The organism is Phenylobacterium sp. Root1290 (assembly GCF_001425305.1).
GTDB lineage: Bacteria > Pseudomonadota > Alphaproteobacteria > Caulobacterales > Caulobacteraceae > Phenylobacterium.
The window spans coordinates 430,385-453,229 of sequence record NZ_LMEE01000002.1 but is presented as its reverse complement, the minus strand read 5'-3'; the positions used below and the strand labels follow the sequence as shown (position 1 = coordinate 453,229).

Here is a 22,845-nt window from a genome sequence, read left to right as displayed (position 1 = left end):
GCCGCGGCGGCGCGCGGGCCACGCGCGGCAAATTTCGTGGGCGCCGACATCAATCTGACATTGCGCTGCAGCAGAATAGGCGTACCTCGACTTTTGCAAGTGCACAGTTGCGTAGGCCCTTCGCGGGTCAAAATGAGGCAGTCCGATGATCATGACGTCCCTTCGAGTTTTCCCCAGCCTGTTCATCGGTCGGCGTGAAGTGCTCCAGGCTGTCGAAAGCCCGGCCATCTCCGAAACTGAAACCGGCTCGGCGTTTCTCTGCGGCGCCTGCGAAGAAGTCGTCATGACCGGGCGCGACAGCGCTCAGATGCGCGACGTGGTCGTGAAGTGCCGCTGCGGCGAGTACAACCAGCTCTAGATCGCGACGATCCAGCCGTCTGTCAGGCTGGCGACCACTACGCCGACCAGAACCATCTGTGCGCCGCCGCTCAGCGAGACGACGACGTCCGCGCCCACCTGGGCCACGGTCCAGCTCGCGCCCTCGCTTACCAGCACGCGATCGCCCTCGGCGCGGATGAAGTCCATCACGCGATCGACCCCGGCGTCGCCCCAGGTGTGGAAGCTGTCGGCGCCGGCCGCGCCCCACATCGTGTCGTCGCCGCGGTCTCCCGACATCCAGTCGTCGCCGGCCTCGCCGTACATGATGTCGTTGTGCTGGCCGCCGCGCATGACGTCGGCGCCCACGCCCCCGTACATCGTGTCGTCGCCCATATTGCCATAGACGAGATCCATGCCGTTCTCGCCGAACAGCAGATCGTTGTGCTGGCCGCCGACGACCCAGTCGTCGCCTTCGCCGCCATAGGCCGTGTCGGCGCCCTGGTTGCCGTGGATGTCGTCGAAGCCCAACCCGCCGACGATGTAGTCGTCCCCGGTCTCGCCGCGCAGGAAGTCCTGCCCGTCGCCGCCGCTCAGGCTGTCGTTGCCGGCTGCGCCATAGAGGTCGTCGTCGCCCGCCCCGCCGGTGAGGGCGTTGGCCGCGGCGTTGCCGTTGATGGTGTCGGCGCCCGTGCCGCCAATTGCGTTCTCGATGGTCGCGCCGACCGCGACAGCGACGTTGCCGACCAGGCCGCCGACATTGGAAAAGGCCCCCTCGCGCAGGTCGATCAACTGGCGGACCGAGAAGCCCGAGAAGTCGAAGGTATCGACACCGCCGGCGTCCCAGACCGCAAAGACCAGCTTCTGGCCCGAGGCGATGGCGTCGAACCAGGGCCGATCGGCGGTGGAATTGAAGCCGTAGACGGTGTTTCCAGTACGGGTCGACATGTTCGCCCCGTACTCCATCTGGGCCGCTGCGATGTCGTCCAGCAGGGGCGCGGCCGAGTAGCGGCCGCCGAAGTTGGCGCCGGTGTTCTGCTCGCCGAAGTAGCTCATCACCGTGAACTGGCGGGAGTCTTCATAATAGAGCGCGTCGGCGCTGTAGCTCGGCGATCCGTCGGCGTCGTAGTCGGCCGGGTGGCCCAGGCCGATCGCGTGGCCGATCTCATGGACCAGCACCATCGCGCCGTAGTTGCCCATCGCCGGGGAAAGGTTGCTGCCCTTGGTGCTGTTGATCCAGACGTCGCCCGCGCGGGACGAGGACGCGGTCGACCCGGGATAGAAGGCGAATGCGGCCGACCCCTCGCTTCCGGTGGCGTAGTTGCCGAACAGGATCGTCGCGTAGTCCGAATAGGCCGCTTCGCCGGCGCCGCCGATCCCGACCCGCATGAAGCGGATGTTGGCCACGTCGCTCCAGGCGGCAAGGGCCAGCTCGGTCTGCAGGATCTGCGCCTCGTTGAACCGCGAGAAGCCGGCGGTGTCTTCGGGCATCGTCGTCGGGGCGTCGGCGCGATAGGCGTAGGTCACCGCTGCCGGGACGCCAAGCGCGCCCGACCAGCCCGGTTCGCCGCGAATGATCTGATGGGCCGCCTGGGCGACGGTATAGCTTTGCTTGCCGTCCACGAGGCCGCCGCGCGCGTCGGCGTTCAGGAAAAACTGCGGGGCGGGATCAACTGACATGGAACGCTCCCAGCGACATTGATAGGCGCTCGATGCGGGTCCGACAACCGGCCCCCCGACGGCCCCTCATCCCTAGGCCCGGCGGCTTGCGAAACGATTTACGCCACGCGGGCCGCGCCCCATTCGTTCCAGCCGGCGAAGCGCGGCGTGCCGGGAAGGTACATGGTCTGCGAGCGCTCGACCTGGAAGCCGGCGGCGGCGATGGCGCTGGTCACCGGGCGGGTCAGGTGGCAGCCGCCGGCCAGCCGTTTCCACAGGGGTTCGATCCGCCGCTGCCACTTGGCGACGTCCGGGTCCGGGGCCAAGCCGTGCTCGCAGAATAGGAACCGCCCGCCCGGCCTCAGCACCCGGCGCGCCTCGGCCAGGGCCGACGTGGGCGTGTGGACGGAGCAAAGCGTGAAGGTGCAGACGACGCAGTCGAACGCCGCATTTTCAAAGGGCAGGGCCTCGGCGACGCCGTCTTCGATAGAGACCTCGAGCCGTGGATCGCGCGGCGCCGCCATGGCCTGGGCGCGCAACTCCGCGGCGGGGTCCACGCCGAATACGCGGCTCACCTTGCCGGCGTCATAGAGCGCGAGGTTGAGCCCCATCCCGACACCCAGCTCCAGCACCCGGCCCTCCGCCAGCGGCACGATCTTGGCGCGCTGCTTCATCATCGGCGGCGAGGCGCACGCGCAAGTCAGCAGCTTGGGAAGGATGCGGCGTTCGTAAAAGGTGGCCATGGGCCGACGATGACGGGCGCGGCGGCGCGCGCCTAGCCCTTACGCCGCGGCAGCGTCGCTCGAACCGCCCAGGTTTTCCTGCAGGGTGCGCAGCAGGTGCTCCGGCTTCATCGGCTTTTCCACGACCCCGTTCATGCCCGCCTTCAGATAGGCGGCGGCGTCTTCGGGGTCGGCATTGGCGGTCAGTGCGATGATCGGCACCTGGCCGGCCGGGCCGGGCAGGGCGCGGATCTCGCGCGTGGCGGTCACCCCGTCCATGCGCGGCATCTTGATGTCCATCAGGATCAGGTCGAAGCGGCCGGTGCGCGCGGCCTCGACGGCCTCGACGCCGTCAGTCGCGGATTCGGACGTGCAATCGAACATCTCGCAGAGGGTCTCGGCGACCATTCGATTGGTGGCGTTGTCGTCCACCACGAGGATGTGCGCGGCGCGCTCGGTCTGGCCAAGGGTCTCCTCGGCCGGGGCTTCTTCGTACGCAGTGGGAACCGAGACCTCGAACACCAGGGTCTCGCCGGTCCCGACATTGGCCTCGGAGCGGACCTGGCCGCCCATGGCGTCGACGATCTGGCGGCTGAGCGCCACGCCAAGCGCTGTCTCCAGGCCGAACAGCGCCTCGATCTCGCGGATGTCGAGGGCGCGATCGCCCATGACGCGGTCGGCCGCGCCGCGGATGCGCCCTTCCAGGCGGGTGATATCGCCGTCGACGACCGCCTTCAGCGTCGCCTCGACGGCGCCGCGCCGCACCCCGGCCAGGGCCTGGGCGATGAAAGCGTCGAAGATCTGGTTGATGCGGCCGCTGTCGACCATGACCAGTGTGTCGGGGTCGCCGTCATAGGAGACCAGCAGGGTGACGCCGCCATCGGTGGCGCGTTCTTCCCAGCGGGCCTGTACGTTGTCGGCCAGTTCGGCGGCGCGCCTGGCCTGCGGATCGAAGGCCAGGCCGGCGGAGGCCGCGTCCTTGAGATCGGTCGAGGACGCCAGGATCTGCCGGACGGCCCGGGCCGCCTCGGCGACACCGGCTACGCAGGCTTGAGCGTCCGCGCCCATCGGTTGGCGGGCAAGGCGTTCGGCAAGGGCGAGCACGCCTTCCATCTGCTGATGGATTTCGCTCGTGACGCGCTCGTAAAAGAACTCGGGCAGAGACATGAACGCCAGGGTCCAAAGGGAACTTATGCTCAGCATGGGCCTAAGCGCTTGCGGAGACGTTAAATTCCACCCAGGGTTAGCGTAAATTGACGCTGAAGCGAAAAGAGCCTGTCGGGTTCCCGACAAGCAAAAGGGCGGCGGGATTTCTCCCGCCGCCCTTCGCTTTCCCGGGATGCCCCGGACTTAGAAGCGGTACTGCAGCTCGACGCCGTAGGTCCGCGGCTGGATCAGGCCGCGGGTGATCGCGGTGCTGGTCTGGCGAATATAGGTGGTTCCACCGACGACCAGGCCCGGGTTCGGGTTGGCGAACACGGCGGTCGGGTTGGTCGACGACGTCGAGGTGAAGCCCTCTTCGTCCGTCACGTTCTTCACGTAGCCGATGAGCGAGTAGCGGTCGGCGGCGTCCTTCCACAGCACCCGCAGGTCGCCGGTGCCGTAGGCCGGCACGGAGAAGTCGGGGTTGTCGAAGGGCTGGTAGGTGGTCTCGTCGGTCCAGGTGTAGCTGCCCGAGAGGACCAGCGAACCCGGCGAGAAGTCGAAGGTGTAGTTGGCGTTCAGCGCGAACTTGTTCTCCGGCGACTGGTAGATCCTCGAACCGGCCAGGTCCTGGAACACCAGCAGTACGCCGTTGGTCGTCGCGCTGCCGCCGGCCGGACGGGCCGTCGACTTCAGAGCGCTCGGATCCGCCGGATCGTAGAAGCAGCAGCCCTTGGTGATCTCGGTGTGCAGGTAACCGTAGGAGGCCGAGATCTGCAGCGGCTGGATAGGCTGCCACATGGCTTCCAGTTCCAGACCGTAGGCTTCGGCGTCGACGTTGACGAAGTTGTTCGACGCCGCGGTGCCGGCCGCGTTCAGCTGCGACAGGTTCAGCTGCAGGCCCTCGAAGTCGTTGTAGAAGGCCGAGGCGTTCAGGATCAGGCGACCGCCGATGGTCTTCTTCAGGCCGAGTTCGTAGGCGTTGACCGACTCTTCGTCCGCGGTCGGCTTGGCCGCCAGGGTGCCGAGCAGGAAGCCGCCCGACTTATAGCCGCGGCTGTACTTGGCGTAGACCAGAGTGTCGTCGTCCGGGGTCCAGTCGAGGTTCAGGGTGCCGGTGACGGCGCTCCATTCGTCTGACAGGTTGCGGTAGTTCTGGACGCCGGCGCGGGTCGGATCCATGTCGCTGGAGACGTCCACCGCGGCCGGGCCGAACGGGCCGACCGGGTTGAACAGCACTAGGCGCTGGGTTTCGAAGCCGTCCTTCTGATCCTTGGTGTAGCGCAGGCCGGCGGTCAGGGCGAAGGCGTCGTTGATCTTGTAGGTGCTCTGGCCGAACACCGCCCACGCCTTGGACTCCAGCTCCGCCTGGTTGTCGGCGAAGTTGCGCGACGGGTTGGTCGAGGGCAGGCCGGCCGCGGCCAGGCTGGCGACGCCGGGCGCCGCGCCGTTGATCGAGCCGTAGTAGAAAGCTGGCGTCGCGAACTGGGCTTGCAGCGGGCTGGCCAGCTGGATGCGCTGACGATACCGCTCCTGGTACTGGTAGAGACCCAGGATCCAGCTCAGCGGGCCGTCCGAGTTCGAGGAGAGGTTGATCTCGTTCGAGTAGTACTTCTTGTGCTCGTTGAAGTCGGTGGTCTGGTCGCCGTAGACCGGCACCGTCGAGCCCGGCAGGAAGAAGGCGCTGGTGCGGTTGGTGGCGTCGTTGTCGCCGCCGGTCTGGTAGTTGTACTGCTGGAAGCCGCCGATGTACTTCAGGTCCGCCCAGCCCAGATCGTAGCTGATCGTGGTGGTGAACAGGTGGTTGCCGCGCAGCTGGCCATAGCCGTTGCGGTTGGTCGACTGGGTGTAGGGATCGGTGAGGCCCGGGTTCGGGGTGGTCATCCCGAACTGCGGGTTCGGCGCCAGGCCGCCGATCAGCGGGAACGGACGGGTGGTGTCGTAGGGCGTGATCAGGTTGGCGAGGCGGTCGCCGACGCCGGTCGAGTCATCCCAGTTCGAGCGCGAGTAGCGGGCCCAGACGTCCAGGTTGTCGCCGAGCTCGGCTTCGGCCTGGATCTCGAAATAGGTGCGCTTGATGGTGGCGCCGTCATTGGCGCCGCCGATGTTGTTGATGAAGCCGTCGCGCTGCCAGTCCTGGCTGCCGCCGATCTTGAAGCGCAGGTTGTCGGCGACCGGAACCGAGAGGACGCCCTCGACCTTCGAGCGGTCGAAGTTGCCGTAGCCGAGGCGGATTTCGCCGCCGAACTCGTTCGAGGGGCGCTTGGAAATGGTGTTCAGCGCGCCGCCCATGGCGTTGCGGCCGTACAGCGTACCTTGCGGGCCGCGCAGGATTTCCGTCCGCTCGACGAACAGCGAGCTTTTGAACAGTTCCGACGAGGAGGCCGAGTAGAAGCCGTCGGTATAGGCGGCCACGCCCGGATCGTTGCCGATGTAGAAGGTGTTGCGCCCGGCGCCGCGCAGCGAGACGCGGTCGGTGCCGGAGTAGTTCATGCCCGGCGTGAAGTTCACGAAGTCCTGGATGCCGGTCATGCCGCGGATGTCGCGCTGCTCGGAGGTGTAGGCCGAGACGGCCACCGGCACGTCCTGCAGCGCCTGTTCGCGCTTCTCGGCCGTGACGACCAGTTCTTCGATCTGGAAATCTTCCTGGGCGAAGGCGGGGGCGGAAATTGCCGTGAGCGTCAGAACTGAAGCGCTCAGGGCCAGCATGGTCCGCAGACGCGGTGCGTTGGTAGCCATCAAGTATCCTCCCAGGGCGGAGGGGCGTGGAGCGCCCTCTTCGTATCCGCCCGCATGATGCGTTGATCCAGCGCAGGGAGGCGCCGGGGAGGGGGAAACTCCGTCCGCCCCGCCCCGCCGTCAATGTGAGGGGCGATAACTGATCGCGATTCAGCTGAGCTTTTGAGAATTTGTGGCCGAAATACCGCGCTTTCAAATCGCGCGTACAAAAATGACCGCTGTTTTTCTGAAGGTTATGAATCAAAGAAAAACAAAGTGGTTGGGCATCTGCGGCGGGATGCCCGGCCATACCTTAACCGCAAAATGTCGTTCGGATTTCATTGGCGCGCCAAGAAAAAGGCCGCCGTCCCGAGGGGCGGCGGCCAAGGCCTTGCGGCTGGGTAGATCAGGTCATCAGAAGCGCTTCTGCAGCGACACGCCGTAGGTGCGCGGCTCGGTGTAGAAGGCGTTCCGGAACAGGCCCGAGGAGTCGTCGGTCAGGTAGAAGTCGGTGATCGCTTCCTCGTCGGTTGCGTTTTTGACATAGGCGCCGATCTCCCAGCCGTTGACCGGATTGGTCAGGGTCACGGTCAGGTTGACGTTCTGCCAGTCGTCGAGGCGGTCCGGCTCGGTGTTGTAGATCCGGGCGAAGGTTTCGGTCTGCTTGTAGTAGTCGCCGCGCGCCGTCAGCGACCAGTCGTTGTCGAAGTCCCAGGTGTATTGGGCGCCCAGCGAGATGGTCCAGTGCGGGGCGTTCGGCAGTTCCTTGCCTTCGAGCGAGATCGGCACGCCGTCGCTGACCAGGCCGCCGAAGGCGTTGGTGCCGACCGCCAGCGCGCCGCTGCCGATGTTGGTGCCCGCGCCGGCCGTCGAGGCCGGGGTGCAGACGCCGAGCAGGGCGAACGGGTTGTTGGTCAGGTTCGAGACGGTCAGGGCCGTCTGGGCCGCGGCCAGGTTGACGACGCAGTTCGACGCCGCGCTCGACTTCACCAGCACCAGGTTGGGATCGCCGCCCGTGCGGTTGAAGGTGTCGATCGAGGTGCCGGAGCTGATCTCGGTGTCGAGCCAGCCGATCTGCGCGTTGAGCCGCAGCCCTTGCAGGGGCTGCCAGACGGTTTCCAGCTCCGCGCCCTTGATCTTGGCGTCGATGTTCTCGTTGGTCGAAGCGCGGTTGACGATCTTGGAGACCTGGTAGCCCTCGTAGTCATAGTAGAAGGCCGTCAGGTTCAGGGTCATCGTCCCGTCGAGCACCGTGTTCTTGGTGCCGATCTCATAGGCGTTGATGAACTCAGGCTCGAAGGTCGGCGGGCCGCAGATCACGCCCGCGCCGCCGCTGCAGGGGGAGTTGAGGCCCCCGGCCTTATAGCCGCGCGAGAAGAAGGCGTAGAGCAGGGTGTCGTCGGTGAAGTCGAGGTCCGGCTTCCAGTCGAAGCCGACCCGGCCCGTCGTCTCCTTGAACTCCACGTGCAGGATGTCGGGGGTGCCCGGCAGCGGCCCGGCGATGCCGAAGCCGGGGATGCCGAGGTTGACCTGGTGGTTTTCGACTTCCTTGTCGTCGACCGTATAGCGCAGGCCGCCGGTGAACTTCAGGGTCTCGGTCGCCTGCCAGTAGAGCTCGCCGAAGGCGGCGTGCGAGCGCAGGTCATAGGGGCCGTAGGCGTCGTAGTAGTTCCGGCCCGAGCGATCCGGCTCGTAGTTCTGGTCGATGGTGATGCAGGGCGCGGCGCCCGCGCAGTTGGGATTGCCGGTGCTGAACAGGTTGTTGATCTGGTAGTAGCCGGTCCCGGTGTTGAACATCACGTAGTAGTCGCCGGTCGCCTGGTAGCGAACCATGATCCCGCCGACGTTGAAGTTGAACGGGCCGTCATAGGCCGACTGCAACCGCAGCTCCTGGCTCCAGCCCTTGGTGTAGGCCGAGGAGATGTCGCTGGTGGTGAAGCGGTTGTAGGGCTGGTTCTGGGCGTCGTTGATCACGCCGCCGGGGAACAGCGCCCCGTAGATCCCGGCATAGCCCGGCACCGCGGCGAAGGCGTTGACCGGGTTGGGGGTGGTGTTGAAGCTCGTGCTCGGGACGTAGCGGTTGTAGTCCTGGCGCGTATAGAGATCGAAGTCCGTATAGGACGTCAGCCAGGTCAGCCGCAGCTCGTCGGTCAGGTCCCAGTCGACGTTGAACTGGATGATGTCGGTCTTGGATTCGTAGATCGGGTCGAAGGTGGATTCGATGTCGCGGACGTTGGTCGTCTGCATCTTGCCGGCATAGGCGTCGCCGGTCTGGAACCCGCCCAGGGCGCCGAACAGCCCGCCCAGCGTCGCCTGCGAGTTCACCGTTCCCAGCGCGCCGGCCGAGTAGAGCGAAGTCGCCTGACAGCCTTGGCTGAACAGGCCGCGCTGGATCTGGCCGATCAGGCCGCCGGCCGCGGCCGAGTACCCGACCCCGCCGATACTGGCCGGTCCCAGGTCCTTGGTGCAGAACTGCTTGCCGATCCGCGAGCGGTTGTCTTCCTCGTTGAAGTGATCCCACAGCAGGTAGGCGTGGAAGGTGTCGGTCGGATTGAAGGCCAGGGTCGTGCGGATTCCATAGAGGTCGCGGTCGTCGGCGTCGTTGCCGGTCACCAGGTTGTCGCCGAACCCGTCGCGCTTCAGGTAGGAGCCGGCGACGCGCAGGGCGAACTCGTCGCCCAGCGGCACGTTGATCATGCCGCGCAGCTTGCGGGTGTTGTAGTTGCCCAGTTCGCCGCGGATCATCGCCTCGAACTCGTCGATCGGCTTGGCGGTGATCATGTTGACCACGCCGCCGGTGGCGTTGCGTCCGTAGAGGGTGCCTTGCGGCCCGCGCAGCACCTCGACCCGCTCCACGTCGTAGAACTCGGTCTCGAACAGGTTGTTGGAAAGCAGCGGCGCGTTGTTCAGGTGGATGCCGGTGCCGGCGTCCCCGGAACCGGCGACGAGCTTGGACCCGATGCCCCGGATCTGGAAGTTGTAGCCGGTGAAGTTCCCCTTCGAGAAGTTCACGTTCGGAACGGCGATGACCAGGTTCGGGCCGCCGTCGATCTTCGCCTTCTCAAGTGCGTCCTGATTGAAGGCCGACACGGCGATGGGGACGTCTTGGAGGGCTTCCTCACGCTTCTGGGCGGTCACCACCAGTTCTTGAATGACGTTCTGGGACCAGGCCGGGGACGCAACTGAACTCAACGCTACAGCGGACGCGCCCACGATCAGTAGGCTCCGCAAATGCAGAGTATTGGACATTCCAGGTTCCTCCCAAGACGCCCGAGGCTCTCTACAAACCGGCCCGGTGCGTCACCTTGCGCCGCACGAGAATTCGTCAAAGGGGTGGCGGCCACTCCCCCGACCAGCAAGGCTCGCGCTCAGTTGTGGAGTCTGTCAACGTGACGACGTTAAGTTATCGACGTTCAGGGCAAAACTAACCAATCCCTGTTGCTGAAATGCATAGGCGCGATTTCTTTCAATTGCAGGTGGTTCTCCATGGGTTGCCGGGGCGTCAACTTGGCGCTTTCCGGTATTCGCGATGCTGCATGTGCGAGATCGTTGTTTCCTCAGGCGTTTTGGATTCTCTGGTATGGAGACGGGGCTGCGCGAATGTCGCGCCGGGCTTCCGATTTGCGCCGCGCGCGCGCATATGGGGCCGATGAGCGAAGCTTCCCCGCAGTCCCGCGCCCTGGTCCTGTTCTCCGGCGGCCAGGATTCCAGCGTCTGCCTGGCCTGGGCGCTGGCCCGTTACGATCATGTCGAGACGGTCGGCTTCGATTACGGCCAGCGGCACGCGGTCGAAATGGAACAGCGTTCTTTGGTTCGTGAAGCGATCCGGGCGCGTTTCCCGCAATGGGCCGGCCGGCTGGGCGAGGATCACGTCCTCGATCTGACAGGCTTTGGCGCGGTCGGCGAGACCGCCATGACCCAGGAGCGCGCCTTCGAAATCACCGAGAAAGGCCTGCCGAACACCTACGTGCCTGGCCGCAACCTTGTCTTTCTGACCTATGCGGCGGCCCTGGCCGATCGCCGCAAACTGAAATTTCTAGTGGGCGGGATGTGCGAGACGGACTTCTCCGGCTATCCGGACTGCCGTCGCGAGACGCTGGACGCGCTGGAGCGGGCGCTGAACCTGGGCATGGCCCAGGACTTCGTCGTCGAGACGCCGCTGATGTGGCTGACCAAGGCGCAGACCTGGGCGCTGGCCAAGCAGTTGGGCGGCGAGGATTTGATCGAGATCATCGTCCGCGACAGCCACACCTGTTACCGGGGAACCCGTGGCGAGCTCCACGATTGGGGTCACGGCTGCGGCGACTGTCCGGCCTGCGACCTTCGCGCTCGGGGCTGGAACGAGTGGGTTGGCGCCGGCCGCCTGGAACTTGAGGCATGAGCTACGCCGTCAAAGAGATCTTTCTGACCCTCCAGGGCGAAGGCGGCCAGGCCGGCCAGCCGGCGGTGTTTTGCCGCTTTGCGGGATGCAACCTGTGGTCGGGACGTGAGGAAGATCGCGCCAAGGCGGTCTGCACCTTCTGCGACACCGACTTCGTGGGCATGGACGGGGAGGGCGGCGGCCGGTTCGCCACCGCCGACGATCTCGCCCGCGCGGTCGAGGCGGCCTGGACCGGCGGTCCCGACCATCGCCTGGTGGTCTGCACCGGCGGCGAGCCGCTGCTGCAGGTCGATCCGGCCTTGATCGCAGCCCTGCATGCGCGCGGCTTCCGGATCGCGCTGGAGACCAACGGCACCCTGCCCGTGCCGCAGGGCGTCGACTGGATCTGCGTCAGCCCCAAGGCCGACGCCGAGGTGGTGCAGACCCGCGGCCAGGAACTGAAGCTGGTGTTCCCGCAGCCGCTGGCCGATCCGGCGCGGTTCGAGCACATGGACTTCGAGCGTTTCCTGCTCCAGCCGATGGACGGCCCGGCGCGCGTCGAAAACACCCAGGCGGCGATCGCCTATTGCCTTGCGCACCCCCGGTGGCGTTTAAGCGTCCAAACCCACAAGTACCTGGGTATTCCGTGACACGCGCGCACGCGCGGCCGGACGCCCCTCCAGATCCCACGATGACCCAGCCGATTTTCGAGATCACCAAGGCCGCGACCTTCGACGCGGCGCACTACTTCGCCGAGGGGCCCGAACATCGGCCCTATCGGAACCTGCATGGCCACTCCTTCAAGGTCGAAGCGACCGTGCGCGGCGCGCCGCAGGAGCCGGTGGGCTGGGTGGTCGATCTGGCCGATCTGGACGGCGAACTGAAGGCGGTCGCCGCCGAACTGGATCACGGCCTGCTGAACGAGAAGCCGGGGCTCGAGCGCCCGACCCTGGAACACATCTGCCTCTACTTCGCTGAGCGCCTGCAGCCCAAGTTTCCGGGCCTGTCGCGCATCGTCGTCTCGCGCCCGACCATCGGCGAGAGCTGCGCCATGGCGGTCAGCGGCTAGGCCTACTTCCGACGGCGGTCGTCCCTGTCGTCGTCGTCGTCGTCGTCGCCGTCCGGGATGATCGCGCCGGCCGCCATGCCGACGCCCTTGGCGGTGACGCCCACTGCCGCGCCGGTCACGCCGACGGCCGTTCCCACCACGGCGCCGGTGGCGGCCACGGCCAGGCAGCCTGACAAGCTCAGGGCGACGCCCGCCAGCAGCGAGAGCCTGGCGAGAAGGCTAAGGGCGGACATGCGGGGAAGGTCTCCGGCGGGGCTGACCCATGCCTACCGGCCGAAGATCACCAAATGGTGGCGAAAACTAAAGCTCCAGCGCCCGAACGTTGCGGTGATCGCCCGACCGCCGCCAGGGCCCCTCGTGCCTCGGGTCGTTGCGCCGTCGCCGCTCGGGACCGAAGTAGTCGCCTGCGCGGATGAACGGCCGGGCGTGGTCCACCACCTGCTGCAGCCGCGCGATGACGCCGCTCGCCGTGATCGGCTTGGCCATGAACTCGTTGACGCCGGCGTCCCGCGCCTCGCTGATGCGGGTCATGGTCGAATGCCCCGTGATCATGATCACCGGGATCAGGGGGCAGGGGCTTTCCGGCCCGGTACGGATCGCCCGCACGAAATCGACCCCGTTCAGCGGCTCCATGGCCAGGTCGGTCAGGACGATGTCGATGGCGTGGTTGCGCAGGGTCGCCAGGCCTTCGAGTCCATCGCCCGCCTCGAACGTCTGGGTGATCCCGAGCGCTCTGAGAATCTGCGCCAGCAACAGGCGCGTGTGCTTGTTGTCGTCGACGATCAGAACCTTGAGGCGATCGAGGCGCACATTCACCGCGCTGACTGTGGGGCCGATTCGCGATGATTCGTTTCGCGATGACAGCTGATTAGCTGCGCGAAAGTTGCACGGTCAATGTCAAAAAACAGCGATTCGTGAGTGTCGAAATTCCAGCGCCCGCAAAGGGTCAGCGGCGCTCCGTACCGCCCGGAATATAGGCGCCGCCGCCGGTCTGGGCCCGGTGGCGCAGATAAGCGTCGGCCAGCACGCACGCGGTCATCGCCTCGACCACCGGCACGGCGCGCAGCCCCACGCAGGGGTCGTGGCGGCCCTTGGTGCGCAGGTCGATCTCCTGGCCGGCTTCGTTCAGGCTGCGGCGCAGCGTCAGGATCGACGAGGTCGGCTTGAACGCCACTCGCGCCACCACCGGCGCGCCGGATGAGATGCCGCCCAGGATGCCGCCGGCGCTGTTGGACAGGAACAGCGGCTCGCCGTCGTTGCCCATGCGCATCTCGTCGGCGTTCTCCTCGCCGGAGAAGGCGGCCGAGGCGAACCCCGCGCCGATCTCCACGCCCTTGGAGGCGTTGATCGACATCAGGGCCGCGGCCAGTTCGGCGTCCAGCTTGCCGTAGACGGGCGCGCCCCAGCCGGCCGGCACGCCCAGCGCCTCGACCTCTACGATCGCGCCGGTCGATGACCCGGCCTTGCGGACCTGCTCCAGGTGCTCTTCCCAGACCGGCACGGTCTGCGCGTCCGGGCACCAGAAGCCGTTCTCGTGGCGCTGGTCCCAGTCGAAGCGGCTGCGGTCGATGGCATGCGGGCCGATCTGCACCACGGCGGCGCGGACGGTGACGCCCTCGATGATCTTGCGCGCCACGGCGCCGGCGGCGACCCGGGCGGCGGTCTCGCGCGCCGAGGCCCGTCCCCCGCCGCGATAGTCGCGCACGCCGTACTTGGCGAAGTAGGTGTAGTCCGCGTGGCCCGGCCGGAATTGGGTGGCGATCTCGCCATAGTCGCGCGAGCGCTGGTCGACGTTCTCGATCAGCATCGAGATCGGCGTGCCGGTGGTCACCTGGCCGTCGGTGCGCTCGTCCTGAAACACGCCCGACAGGATCTTCACCGCGTCCGGCTCCTGGCGCTGGGTGACGAACTTGCCCTGGCCGGGACGGCGCTGGTCCAGCCACACCTGAACTTCCTCGGCGGTCAGGCCGATACCGGGAGGGCAGCCGTCCACGACGCAGCCCAGGGCCGGTCCGTGGCTCTCGCCCCAGGTGGTCACGCGAAACAGATGGCCGAAGGTGTTGTGCGACATGGCGGCGTTCTTAAAGCCGGCTCCGGCCCAAGGCTAGAGCAGGCCAGGGTTTAGGCCGCCCAGGCAGCCGCGAACCGGCGGCGCAGGGCGCGCGTGGCGGTGTCGGTGATGCGGGTCTGCTCCGTCAGGCGCAGGAACAGGTGACCCTGCGGATGATCGCCGCGCGCGGGCAGTCCCTGGCCCGCCAGCCGGATCAGGCCGCGCTCGCCGGCCTTCCTGGTGATCCAGACCACCCGGCGCCCCAGCGGCGTGTCGACCGCGACCCGGCCGCCCTGGGCCAGGACATGCGGATGCAGCGGCGTGGTGATCCAGAGGTCGTGCCCGCGCACCATGATCTCGCCATCCCCGCGCACGGCGATCTCGAATAGGTCGGCGCCCGCCCGCAGCAGGTCGCCGGAGCGCAGGCCCGCGGGCAGGGTGATCTTCAGGCTGCGAGCGTCGGCGGTCTCGCGCAGCACCACCCCGCCGTTCAGCGCCAGCAGCGGCGTGATCGGCAGGATCCTGTCGTCCTGGGGGGTTTTCCTGACGGTGGCGGGCGGTTGGATGATCTTGTCGGTGGGGGTCGGCTCGGTCAGCAGGCGATAGGCCTCGACCACCTGGCGGAACCGTTCGGCGTCGCCGCCGGGCCGGTCGGGGTGGGCCAGCTTCGCCGCCTCGCGAAAGGCGCGGCGCAGTTCGGCGGGCGTGGCGCCGGACGCGGCGCCCAACACGGCGCGCGCCCGCTTCCTGTCCAGCATGGGTGACTTGGGCGCGGCCATCCGGCGACTGTGGACGGCGCATGGTCAACGGCGCGTTAAGCATGGCGCGCGCGCGCCAAGGCGCTATATCGAGGCCATGAGCGACAAGGCCCAGATCCCTCCCTCGCCCAGCGAGGACGAGTACGTCCGCCAGGTGACCGCGGCCGAGCCGCCGCCCCTGCTGTCGGAGCAGGATCCCTTCGCCCTCTTCGCCGAATGGATGAAGGAGGCTGCCGCCAAGGAGCCGAACGATCCTAACGGCATGGCGCTGGCTACCGTGGACGAGAGCGGCATGCCCGACGTGCGCATGGTGCTGCTCAAGGACGCCGGTCCCGACGGCTTCGTGTTCTACACCAATCTCGGCAGCGCCAAGGGCCGTCAGCTCGCAGCCAATCCCAAGGCCTCGCTGCTGTTTCACTGGAAGTCGCTACGCCGCCAGGTCCGCGTTCGCGGCACGGTCACGCCGGTGACGCCGGAGGAAGCCGACGCCTACTTCGCGACCCGCGCGCGGCCGGCCCAGATCGGGGCGTGGGCCTCGGAGCAGTCGCAGCAGTTGCCCGACCGTCTGGCGCTGGAGAAGCGCATCGCCGAGATCGGCCTGAAGTTCGGCCTCGGCAAGGTGCCGCGCCCGCCGCACTGGTCCGGCTACCGCGTGCGGCCCGAGGCGATCGAGTTCTGGCGCGACCGGCCGTTCCGGCTGCACGAGCGCCTGGTCTTCGTCCGCGTGGGGGAGGGCTGGACCACCCAGCGCCTCTATCCTTGACCGACGCCGAAGAGGCCGAAGTCGTCGCCTGGCTGGAAGGCGAGGCGGAAAAGAAGATCGAAACCGGCTGCGCATGGGTGTTCCTGGCCGGCGACACCGCCTTCAAGGTCAAGAAGCGGGTCGATCTGGGCTTCCTGGATTACTCCACCCTCGACCTGCGCCACTGGGCGCTGGAGCGCGAGTTGCGCTTCAACCGGGCCGCCACCTCCGACATCTATCGCACGGTGCGGACCATCACCCGCAAGGCCGGCGGGGGGCTGGAGCTGGACGGCGCCGGCGCGGTGGTCGAGTACGCGCTCGAGATGCGCCGCTTCGATGAGAGCTTCGTGCTCGCCGCCCGTCCCTGGGCGGTCGACGGGCCGCTGGCCGAGGCCATGGGCCGCGAGGTCGCGGGCGTCCACGCCAAGGCCGAGCTGCGCCCGCAGGGCGGCGGCGGCAAGGCGCTGAAATACACCATCGACTCCAACGCCAAGCTGCTCCGCGAACTGGCCTCGAAGCTGGGCCATGAACGGGTCGAGGCGCTGATCGCCGCCACCGACGCCGAGTACTTCAGGCGCGAGCGGCTGCTGGACGCCCGTCGCGGCGCTGGCTTCGCCCGCCAGTGCCATGCCGACTTGCATCTTGGGAACATCCTGCTGGAAGACGGCAAGCCGGTCCTGTTCGACTGCATCGAGTTCAACGACATCCTGTCCGACATCGACATCCAGTACGACCTGGCCTTCCTGTTGATGGACCTCGACTTCCGCCGCCGTCGCGACGCGGCCGTGCGGGTGCTCTCGGCCTATGTCGACGAGGGACGCCGCCATTTCGGCCCCGATCTGCTGGACGGCCTGGCCGCCCTGCCGCTGATGATGGCCGTCCGCGCCGGCGTGCGCGCCCACGTCCAGGCGCACAGCGCCGACCTGGAAGGCGCGGGCGCCTATCTCGACGCCGGCTTGGCGCATCTGTCGCCGCCGCCGCCCAAGCTGACCGCGGTCGGCGGGCTCTCGGGCTCGGGCAAGTCGACCTTTGCGCGGCTCATCGCGCCGGGCCTGGGCGCCTCGCCGGGCGCGGTGGTGCTGCGCACCGACGAGATCCGCAAGCGCCTGCTGGGCGTGGCGCCCGACGCCGCGCTGCCGGCCAGCGTCTATTCGCCCGCCTTCTACCAGGAGGTCTACGACACCCTGCTGGCGGAGGCCCGGGCCCTGCTGGACGCCGGGCGCGCAGTCGTGGTCGACGCCACCTTCATCCAGCCCGAGCTGCGCGGCCGCGTCGAAGCGCTGGCTAAGAACGCCGGGGTCCCGTTCCACGGGGTCTGGCTGCAGGCTCCGCCCGAAGTCCTGGCCCAGCGCATCGAGGGGCGGGAAGGCGACGCCTCCGACGCCACGGTCGCCACCCTGCGCATGCAGCTCGAACGCGACGTCGGCCCTATCGAGTGGGTCCGCGTCGACGCCTCAGGCCCGGCCCAGGACGCCGCCGAGGCCTGGTCGATCCAGCACGCGGGCGCGCCGCCGCCTTAGGGATCCAAGGGATGTCATCCCGGTTTGCGAAGCAAGACCGGGACCCATGAACACCTGATTTCTAGAGGTTGTCAGAGCGCCTCGCCGACAAGCGTCTCACGCTTTTCCGGGATGACAGTGGCGGGCGGCCTCAGACCGCCTGTCCGGCCACCCAGCCCGACGACCACGCCCACTGGAAGTTATACCCGCCCAGCCAGCCGGTGACGTCGACCACCTCGCCGATGAAGTAGAGCCCCGGTACGGCCTTGGCCTGCATGGTCTTTGACTCCAGCGCGTCGGTGTCCACGCCCCCCAGCGTCACCTCGGCGGTGCGATAGCCTTCCGAGCCGACCGGCTTCACCGTCCAGGCGTTCACCGCTGTGTCGATGCGCCCGATGGCCTTGTCCGACAGGTCGCCGGCGTTGGCGGGGGCCGCGGCCTCGTCCAGGATCATCTGCGCCACGCGCCGCGGCAGGTGTTCCGACAGCACGGTGATCGCCGCCTGCTTGCCGCGGGTCTGGCGCGCGCTCTTCAAGGCGGCGGCGATGTCCACGCCCGGCGCCATCGACACCGTGATCGCCTGGCCCTCGCGCCAGTAGGACGAGATCTGCAGGATCGACGGGCCCGACAGCCCGCGGTGGGTGAACAGCATCGCCTCCGTGAACTTGGTCTTGCCGCTGGCGACGACGGAATCCACCGCAACCCCGGCCAGCGGTTTCAGCCGCTCCAGCATCCCGATCTCGAAGGTCAGCGGCACCAGGGCCGGGCGTGTCTCGACGATGTTCAGCCCGAACTGCCGCGCGATCTCGTAGCCGAAGCCGGTGGCGCCCATCTTCGGGATCGACTTGCCGCCGCTGGCGATCACCAGGGCCTCGCAGGTCACCCGTCCGCCGCTGGTCTCCAGGGAGAAGCCTTCGTCCTCCTGCTCGACCCGCTCGACGCTGGTCTTCAGGCGCATGGTCACGCCCGCCGCGCGCATCGCGCTGGTCAGCATGGCGATGATGTCCTTGGCCGAGTTGTCGCAGAACAGCTGGCCAAGTGTCTTCTCGTGATAGGCGATGCCTTCGCGCTCGACCCAGGCGATGAAGTCCTTGGCCGTGTAGCGGCGCAGCGCCGAGATCGCGAAGTGCGGGTTGGCCGAGAGGAAGTTGGCCGGGGCGGCGTTGACGTTGGTGAAGTTGCAGCGCCCGCCGCCGGAGATGCGGATCTTCTCGCCCGGCGCGGCGGCGTGATCGATCACCAGAACGCGGCGGCCGCGTTTGCCGGCCTCGATCGCGCACATCATGCCCGCCGCGCCGGCGCCGATCACCACGACGTCGAACTGATCCACTAGGTCCTCGCGGCTTGGATGAAGGAAAGTCGGCCCTTCGATAGGACCAGGACCGACAAGTCAACCGGCGGGCTGGAACAGCTCGATCGGATTGCCGAACGGATCCTCGCACAGGATTTGCCGCCCGCCCGGCCCGGAAACGATCTGATTGCGGAAGGGCGCGCCGCGGGCGGTCAGCTCCGCGACCATCGCCTCTATGTCATCGACCTCCAGCACCATGCGGTTCCAGCCGCCGGGCTGCGGCCTGCGTCCGTCGGGCATCGGCCTGGCGGCGGAGGAGGACGGCCCTGCCGTCCACAGCGTCAGGTCGCCGCGCTTCAGGATCGCCATGGCCGGCGCGAACTGCTGCGCCACCTCGAACCCTAGCACCCCGGTATAGAAGTCCACCGCTGCCTCGACGTTGGTCACCAGGTATCGGATCGTCGCCATCGCAGGTCTCCCTTCGTCCGCAACCACCATGACGCAGCGGCTTTTCGCGACAAGCCCCTGTTCACCGAGCCGCGTTGCGTTAAGGAATTGGTGAATCTAGCTTGCGCCCAGCCCCAGAGAGGGCGGCGTCGTCGGGAGGAAGTACGAGTATGCAAGGTTTGATGCAGGACTGGCCGCTGACGGTCGACAAGATCCTCGACCACGCCAAGGCCTGGCACGGCGGCCGCGAGGTCGTCAGCCGTTCGGTCGAGGGGCCGATCGTCCGCACCACCTACGCCGCGATCCATGAGCGCGCCAAGCGCGTGTCGAATGCGCTGAAGGCCCTGGGCGTTGCGCCCGGCGACCGCGTCGCCACGCTCGCCTGGAACACCGGCCGCCACATCGAAGCCTGGTACGGCATCATGGGCATCGGCGCGGTCTGCCACACGCTCAACCCGCGCCTGTTCGCCGAGCAGCTCGTCTACATCATCAACCACGCCGACGATCGGGTCATCTTCACCGACCTGACCTTCCTGCCGATCCTGGCCGCCATCCGCGACCAGATCCCGGGCGTGAAGCACTTCGTGGTGCTGTCGGACGAGGCCCACCTCGGCGACCAGCTGCCCGGCGCGCTCGCCTACGAGACCCTGATCGAGCAGGCCTCGGCCGACGTCGCCTGGGGCGGCTTCGACGAAAACACCGCCGCCGGCCTCTGCTACACCTCCGGCACCACCGGCAACCCCAAGGGCGTGCTCTACTCGCACCGCTCGAACTTCCTGCACACCCTGGTGACCATGGGCGGCGACGTCCTCGGCATCCGGGCCACCGACACCGTGCTGCCGGTCGTGCCGATGTTCCACGCCAACGCCTGGGGCCTGGCGTTCTCCGCGCCCGCCGTCGGGGCCAAGCTGGTCATGCCGGGCCAGAAGCTCGACGGCGCGTCGGTGCACGAGCTGCTGGAGACCGAGGGTGTGACCTTCTCGGCCGCCGTGCCGACCGTCTGGCAGATGCTGCTGCAGCACCTGCGCGCCACCAAGGGCCAGCTGACCACCCTGAAGCGCGTCGTCATCGGCGGGTCGGCGGTGCCCGAGAGCATCGTGCGCGGCTTCCGCGACGAGTTCGGCGTCGACGTCACCCACGCCTGGGGCATGACCGAGACCTCGCCGCTCGGCACCCAGGCCACCCCGAACGCCGCCATCGCCGCCATGGACGACGAGACCCAGCTGCAGTTCAAGCTGAAGCAGGGCCGCGCCCCGCTCGGCATCGAGCTCAAGCTGGTCGACGATGCGGAAAAGGACCTGCCGCATGACGGCTCGACCTTTGGCCGCCTCAAGGTCGCCGGCCCGTTCGTGGTCGGCCAGTACTTCAAGTCCGAGGGCGGAAACATCCTCGACGACGCCGGCTTCTTCGACACCGGCGACGTCGCCACCCTCGACGAGCATGGCTTCATGCAGATCACCGACCGCGCCAAGGACGTGATCAAGTCGGGCGGCGAATGGATCTCGTCGATCGAGATCGAGAACATCGCCGCCGGCCACCCGAAGGCCGAGCTCGCCGCCGTCATCGGCGTCGCGCATCCGAAGTGGGACGAGCGGCCGCTGCTGCTGGTCAAGCTGAAGGCGGGCGAAACCTCGACCAAGGAAGAGTTCCTGCAGTTCCTCGAAGGCAAGATCGCCAAGTGGTGGACCCCCGACGACGTCGCCTTCGTCGAGGACATCCCGCTCGGCGCCACCGGCAAGATCGACAAGAAACTGATCCGCGACCGGATGAAGGACTACGTCCTGCCGACCGCCGCGGCGAGCGTCGGCGGCGCGGTGGCCCTGGCCGCCTCGCCCGAGCCGAAGATCTACGCGCCCGAGCATTCCGACCATGACGACGGCGCTTGGCTCGAATGGACGCCCAGTCCCCACCAGACCCTCGATCGTACCCAGTCCCAAGTTCAGTCCGGCGCCAAACTGCAGTCGCCGGAGGCCCCGGCGGACGCCGTCGGCCCTTTTCGGCGAAGCTGACCGCGCCTCAACCGGCCTTCAGGCCGGTTGAGCGGCGGCCAGCCGCATCCCTGCAGGTGCGTCAACCCGCCGTCTCGCACGGCTTCGCCGATCTTTATCTGCACGGCGCGACCCTGGTCGCCCTGGCGCCGACCTTCCTGGTCGCCGTCGGGGTGATCGCGCCCAAGCTCGGTCTGATGAGCGAGGGCGTCGGGGTCGGCCTGATCGCCATGGAGTGGGCGCCGCACTTCGCGCTCGGCAGCGTCGCCGCCGGGTTCTTCGGCGTGCTGGTCGCCGTCCTGGCCGGCTTCTCGAAATTCTGGCTGCGCGCGCTGCTGGTGCTCGCCATCACCACCGCCACCCTGTTCGCCTATGTCTACGACCGCGAGGTTCGTCAGCCGGCCGCCGTCGCGGCGCTGTCGCTTCGCTGATGATCCTGCGCTCTGCCGCCGGCATCCCCGTCCAGGCGTTCGCCCCCCTCAAGGGTCTCGACGCTTAGAGCGCCGTGCTGGCGGGCCCGCGAAATCGCTCGAAAAGCGGCGGCCCAGACCCTTTGTGCGACCCGGCGCCGCCGCCGTTTGAACAATTGTGGCTGGCGTCACGGCCCTATTTCCGCTAAAAGACAAAATCGAATATCGCTTTCGGTTCGGTTGTTCTCCCCGCTTTTTCTTCGGAAATCGCCCCGAGCCGACCTCAACCTTCTCCGAAAATTTGATCCGTCGCCTCAGACTGGGCGCGCGAAAACTTGCACCTGAAAGGTGACAATTATGACGACCGGCATTGTGAAGTGGTTCAACCCGACCAAAGGCTTCGGCTTTATTCAACCTGACGCGGGCGGTGCGGACGTGTTCGTCCACATCAGCGCGGTCGAGCGCTCGAGCCTCGGCTCGCTCGAAGAAGGCCAGAAGGTCGGCTACGAACTGGAACTGGACTCCCGCAGCGGCAAGATGACCGCCGTCCAGTTGCAAGCCGCCTAAGAGTTTGTCCTCCGCTTGGGCCGGCCCGGCCTGCTCGGCGGAGGAACCGTCAAGATCATGACCATCCCCACCATCGAGCGCGCATTCCAGATCGCGCGATCAGGCCAGGCCCGCGACATCGCTACGCTCAAGCGCCAGCTTGAGGCCGATGGCTGCCGTGCTGTGGACGCCCTGCTGGCGCCGCGCAGTCTGCGTGGCCACCTGGAAGCCATCTGCCTCGCCGCCTTCAAGCCGGCGACCGCTGACACGCCCGACAGCTGAAAGTACAAATGAACGAAACCCAACGCACAGAATTCGCCGAACGCCTGAAGACGGCGGCCGACGCGCGCAGCGCGCTCCTCGCCAAGCTTCGGCCCAAGCCGACGGTCACCGCCGCCCAGACCCCCGATCGCAGCGCGCTCCGCGCCGCTGAGCTGGAAAAGGTCCGCGCCGCCCGCCGTCAGGCCAAGGCCGACAAGCAGCTTGCCGCCGCTGAAGCGCAGGAAGCCGCCCGCCAGGCCGACGAGGCCGCCGTCGCCGCGTCGCTCGACGCCAAGCGGGGCGAACGCAAGGAGCGCAAGGCGCTCACCAAGGCCGAGCAGAAGACCAAGCGCGACCTGCGCTACGCCGCTCGCAAGGCCCGCCAATAGTTACGAACAGGAGCACCGATGGCGAGGAAGCCGAACTATCAGTTTGAGCGCATGGAGCGCGAGCGCCAGAAGGCGAACAAGACCGCGGCCAAGGCCGCCGAAAAGCGCGAAGAGCGCGAACGCGCCCGGGCGACTTCTGCGCCGGCGGATGAGGAAAAATAGGCCATGTCGACCAGCGTCGTTTACAGCCATGAGACGGTCAGCCTCGACGGACAGGTGTTCTCCGATTGCGAGTTCCTCAAGTCTCGCCTGATCTATGCCGGCGGCGAGCCGCCGATCTTTGAACACTGCCGCTTCCAGGACTGCGAGTGGCGTTTCGACGACGCGGCCGGCCGCACGCTCGCCTACCTCAAGAACCTTTGGGGCGCGGGCGAGAAGGCCTCGGTTCAGGCCGCGATCAAGGAAATCACCGGCGTCGCGCGCTGACGCGACAGTTTACCGGTTCAGATGACGTCATCTGAACCGGAACGAACTCAGT

General features: G+C 67.4%; 24 protein-coding genes. 13 read left to right on the top strand and 11 right to left on the bottom strand.

Annotated elements, in window-relative coordinates; all coding sequences use genetic code 11:
• The first annotated feature begins 145 nt into the window (after positions 1–145).
• Positions 146–358 carry a hypothetical protein gene (locus tag ASC79_RS11600; RefSeq protein WP_056016118.1) on the top strand — a complete coding sequence of 71 codons (213 nt, stop codon included), beginning with the start codon at positions 146–148 and terminating at the stop codon, positions 356–358.
• Here the strand turns inward: ASC79_RS11600 and ASC79_RS21700 are convergent.
• From ASC79_RS21700 to ASC79_RS11575, 5 genes are all read right to left on the bottom strand, one after another.
• The gene (locus ASC79_RS21700) at positions 355–1,995 is read right to left on the bottom strand and encodes a M10 family metallopeptidase C-terminal domain-containing protein (RefSeq protein ID WP_056016115.1); all 1,641 of its coding nucleotides are present in this window, start codon (positions 1,993–1,995) and stop codon (positions 355–357) included. The genes ASC79_RS11600 and ASC79_RS21700 overlap by 4 nt on opposite strands.
• Before the next feature lie 98 nt (positions 1,996–2,093).
• A complete protein-coding gene (locus tag ASC79_RS11590; protein WP_056016112.1) occupies positions 2,094–2,717 on the bottom strand; it encodes a class I SAM-dependent methyltransferase in 624 nt (207 codons plus the stop codon).
• A 39-nt stretch (positions 2,718–2,756) separates the two neighbouring features.
• On the bottom strand, positions 2,757–3,863 hold the full coding sequence (locus ASC79_RS11585; protein WP_162244288.1) for a response regulator: 1,107 nt from the start codon (positions 3,861–3,863) through the stop codon (positions 2,757–2,759).
• Positions 3,864–4,046: 183 nt separating this feature from the next.
• Positions 4,047–6,578, bottom strand: a complete 2,532-nt coding sequence (locus ASC79_RS11580; protein WP_056016106.1) for a TonB-dependent receptor — start codon at positions 6,576–6,578, stop codon at positions 4,047–4,049.
• 393 nt (positions 6,579–6,971) lie between these two features.
• Positions 6,972–9,695 (bottom strand): TonB-dependent receptor domain-containing protein, encoded by a 2,724-nt coding sequence (locus ASC79_RS11575; RefSeq protein ID WP_327082823.1) that lies wholly within the window; start codon positions 9,693–9,695, stop codon positions 6,972–6,974.
• 511 nt (positions 9,696–10,206) lie between these two features.
• Between ASC79_RS11575 and queC the strand changes: the two genes are divergently transcribed.
• From queC to ASC79_RS11560, 3 genes are read left to right on the top strand one after another with little or no spacing between them, the layout of a single operon-like run.
• The gene (queC, locus tag ASC79_RS11570) at positions 10,207–10,938 is read left to right on the top strand and encodes a 7-cyano-7-deazaguanine synthase QueC (protein WP_056017888.1); all 732 of its coding nucleotides are present in this window, start codon (positions 10,207–10,209) and stop codon (positions 10,936–10,938) included.
• Positions 10,935–11,567, top strand: a complete 633-nt coding sequence (gene queE / locus ASC79_RS11565) for a 7-carboxy-7-deazaguanine synthase (protein WP_056016100.1) — start codon at positions 10,935–10,937, stop codon at positions 11,565–11,567. The genes queC and queE overlap by 4 nt, the downstream gene beginning before the upstream one ends.
• A 41-nt stretch (positions 11,568–11,608) precedes the next feature.
• Complete coding sequence (locus ASC79_RS11560) at positions 11,609–11,986, top strand: 6-carboxytetrahydropterin synthase (RefSeq protein ID WP_056016088.1); 378 nt, start codon at positions 11,609–11,611, stop codon at positions 11,984–11,986.
• A 2-nt stretch (positions 11,987–11,988) separates the two neighbouring features.
• Here ASC79_RS11560 and ASC79_RS11555 read toward each other — a convergent pair whose 3' ends face one another.
• The 4 genes from ASC79_RS11555 to ASC79_RS11540 all read right to left on the bottom strand — a co-directional run bounded on the left by ASC79_RS11555 (position 11,989) and on the right by ASC79_RS11540 (position 14,794).
• Entirely contained in the window at positions 11,989–12,219 is a 231-nt protein-coding gene (locus ASC79_RS11555; protein ID WP_056016085.1) for a hypothetical protein, read from the bottom strand.
• A 67-nt stretch (positions 12,220–12,286) separates the two neighbouring features.
• On the bottom strand, positions 12,287–12,796 hold the full coding sequence (locus ASC79_RS11550) for a response regulator (RefSeq protein ID WP_056017885.1): 510 nt from the start codon (positions 12,794–12,796) through the stop codon (positions 12,287–12,289).
• 136 nt (positions 12,797–12,932) lie between these two features.
• Positions 12,933–14,057 (bottom strand): chorismate synthase, encoded by a 1,125-nt coding sequence (gene aroC / locus ASC79_RS11545; protein WP_056016082.1) that lies wholly within the window; start codon positions 14,055–14,057, stop codon positions 12,933–12,935.
• Positions 14,058–14,107: 50 nt separating this feature from the next.
• Positions 14,108–14,794 (bottom strand): J domain-containing protein, encoded by a 687-nt coding sequence (locus ASC79_RS11540; RefSeq protein ID WP_156378247.1) that lies wholly within the window; start codon positions 14,792–14,794, stop codon positions 14,108–14,110.
• A gap of 97 nt (positions 14,795–14,891) precedes the next feature.
• Here ASC79_RS11540 and pdxH point away from each other — a divergent pair, with 97 nt between their 5' ends.
• Together pdxH and ASC79_RS11530 are read left to right on the top strand one after the other, a co-directional pair.
• Positions 14,892–15,557, top strand: coding sequence for a pyridoxamine 5'-phosphate oxidase (gene pdxH, locus ASC79_RS11535; RefSeq protein ID WP_056016076.1), 666 nt, complete (start codon positions 14,892–14,894; stop codon positions 15,555–15,557).
• The gene (locus ASC79_RS11530; protein ID WP_056016073.1) at positions 15,554–17,056 is read left to right on the top strand and encodes a bifunctional aminoglycoside phosphotransferase/ATP-binding protein; all 1,503 of its coding nucleotides are present in this window, start codon (positions 15,554–15,556) and stop codon (positions 17,054–17,056) included. The genes pdxH and ASC79_RS11530 overlap by 4 nt, the downstream gene beginning before the upstream one ends.
• Positions 17,057–17,186: 130 nt before the next feature.
• Here ASC79_RS11530 and ASC79_RS11525 read toward each other — a convergent pair whose 3' ends face one another.
• Positions 17,187–18,365: an NAD(P)/FAD-dependent oxidoreductase gene (locus tag ASC79_RS11525; protein WP_056016070.1), complete on the bottom strand. Its 1,179-nt coding sequence runs from the start codon at positions 18,363–18,365 to the stop codon at positions 17,187–17,189.
• Positions 18,366–18,425: 60 nt separating this feature from the next.
• Positions 18,426–18,794 carry a VOC family protein gene (locus ASC79_RS11520; RefSeq protein WP_056016068.1) on the bottom strand — a complete coding sequence of 123 codons (369 nt, stop codon included), beginning with the start codon at positions 18,792–18,794 and terminating at the stop codon, positions 18,426–18,428.
• A 149-nt stretch (positions 18,795–18,943) separates the two neighbouring features.
• Here ASC79_RS11520 and ASC79_RS11515 point away from each other — a divergent pair, with 149 nt between their 5' ends.
• The 7 genes from ASC79_RS11515 to ASC79_RS11490 all read left to right on the top strand — a co-directional run bounded on the left by ASC79_RS11515 (position 18,944) and on the right by ASC79_RS11490 (position 22,793).
• The gene (locus ASC79_RS11515) at positions 18,944–20,782 is read left to right on the top strand and encodes a long-chain-fatty-acid--CoA ligase (RefSeq protein WP_235528640.1); all 1,839 of its coding nucleotides are present in this window, start codon (positions 18,944–18,946) and stop codon (positions 20,780–20,782) included.
• A gap of 56 nt (positions 20,783–20,838) precedes the next feature.
• Positions 20,839–21,192, top strand: a complete 354-nt coding sequence (locus ASC79_RS11510) for a hypothetical protein (RefSeq protein ID WP_056016066.1) — start codon at positions 20,839–20,841, stop codon at positions 21,190–21,192.
• A 336-nt stretch (positions 21,193–21,528) separates the two neighbouring features.
• Positions 21,529–21,738 (top strand): cold-shock protein, encoded by a 210-nt coding sequence (locus ASC79_RS11505; protein ID WP_056016063.1) that lies wholly within the window; start codon positions 21,529–21,531, stop codon positions 21,736–21,738.
• 57 nt (positions 21,739–21,795) lie between these two features.
• On the top strand, positions 21,796–21,999 hold the full coding sequence (locus ASC79_RS11500) for a hypothetical protein (RefSeq protein ID WP_156378246.1): 204 nt from the start codon (positions 21,796–21,798) through the stop codon (positions 21,997–21,999).
• Positions 22,000–22,007: 8 nt separating this feature from the next.
• The gene (locus ASC79_RS11495) at positions 22,008–22,367 is read left to right on the top strand and encodes a DUF6481 family protein (protein ID WP_056016056.1); all 360 of its coding nucleotides are present in this window, start codon (positions 22,008–22,010) and stop codon (positions 22,365–22,367) included.
• Positions 22,368–22,385: 18 nt separating this feature from the next.
• The gene (locus ASC79_RS21350) at positions 22,386–22,529 is read left to right on the top strand and encodes a hypothetical protein (RefSeq protein WP_200937173.1); all 144 of its coding nucleotides are present in this window, start codon (positions 22,386–22,388) and stop codon (positions 22,527–22,529) included.
• A 3-nt stretch (positions 22,530–22,532) separates the two neighbouring features.
• On the top strand, positions 22,533–22,793 hold the full coding sequence (locus ASC79_RS11490) for a hypothetical protein (protein WP_056016053.1): 261 nt from the start codon (positions 22,533–22,535) through the stop codon (positions 22,791–22,793).
• The last annotated feature ends 52 nt before the right edge of the window (positions 22,794–22,845 follow it).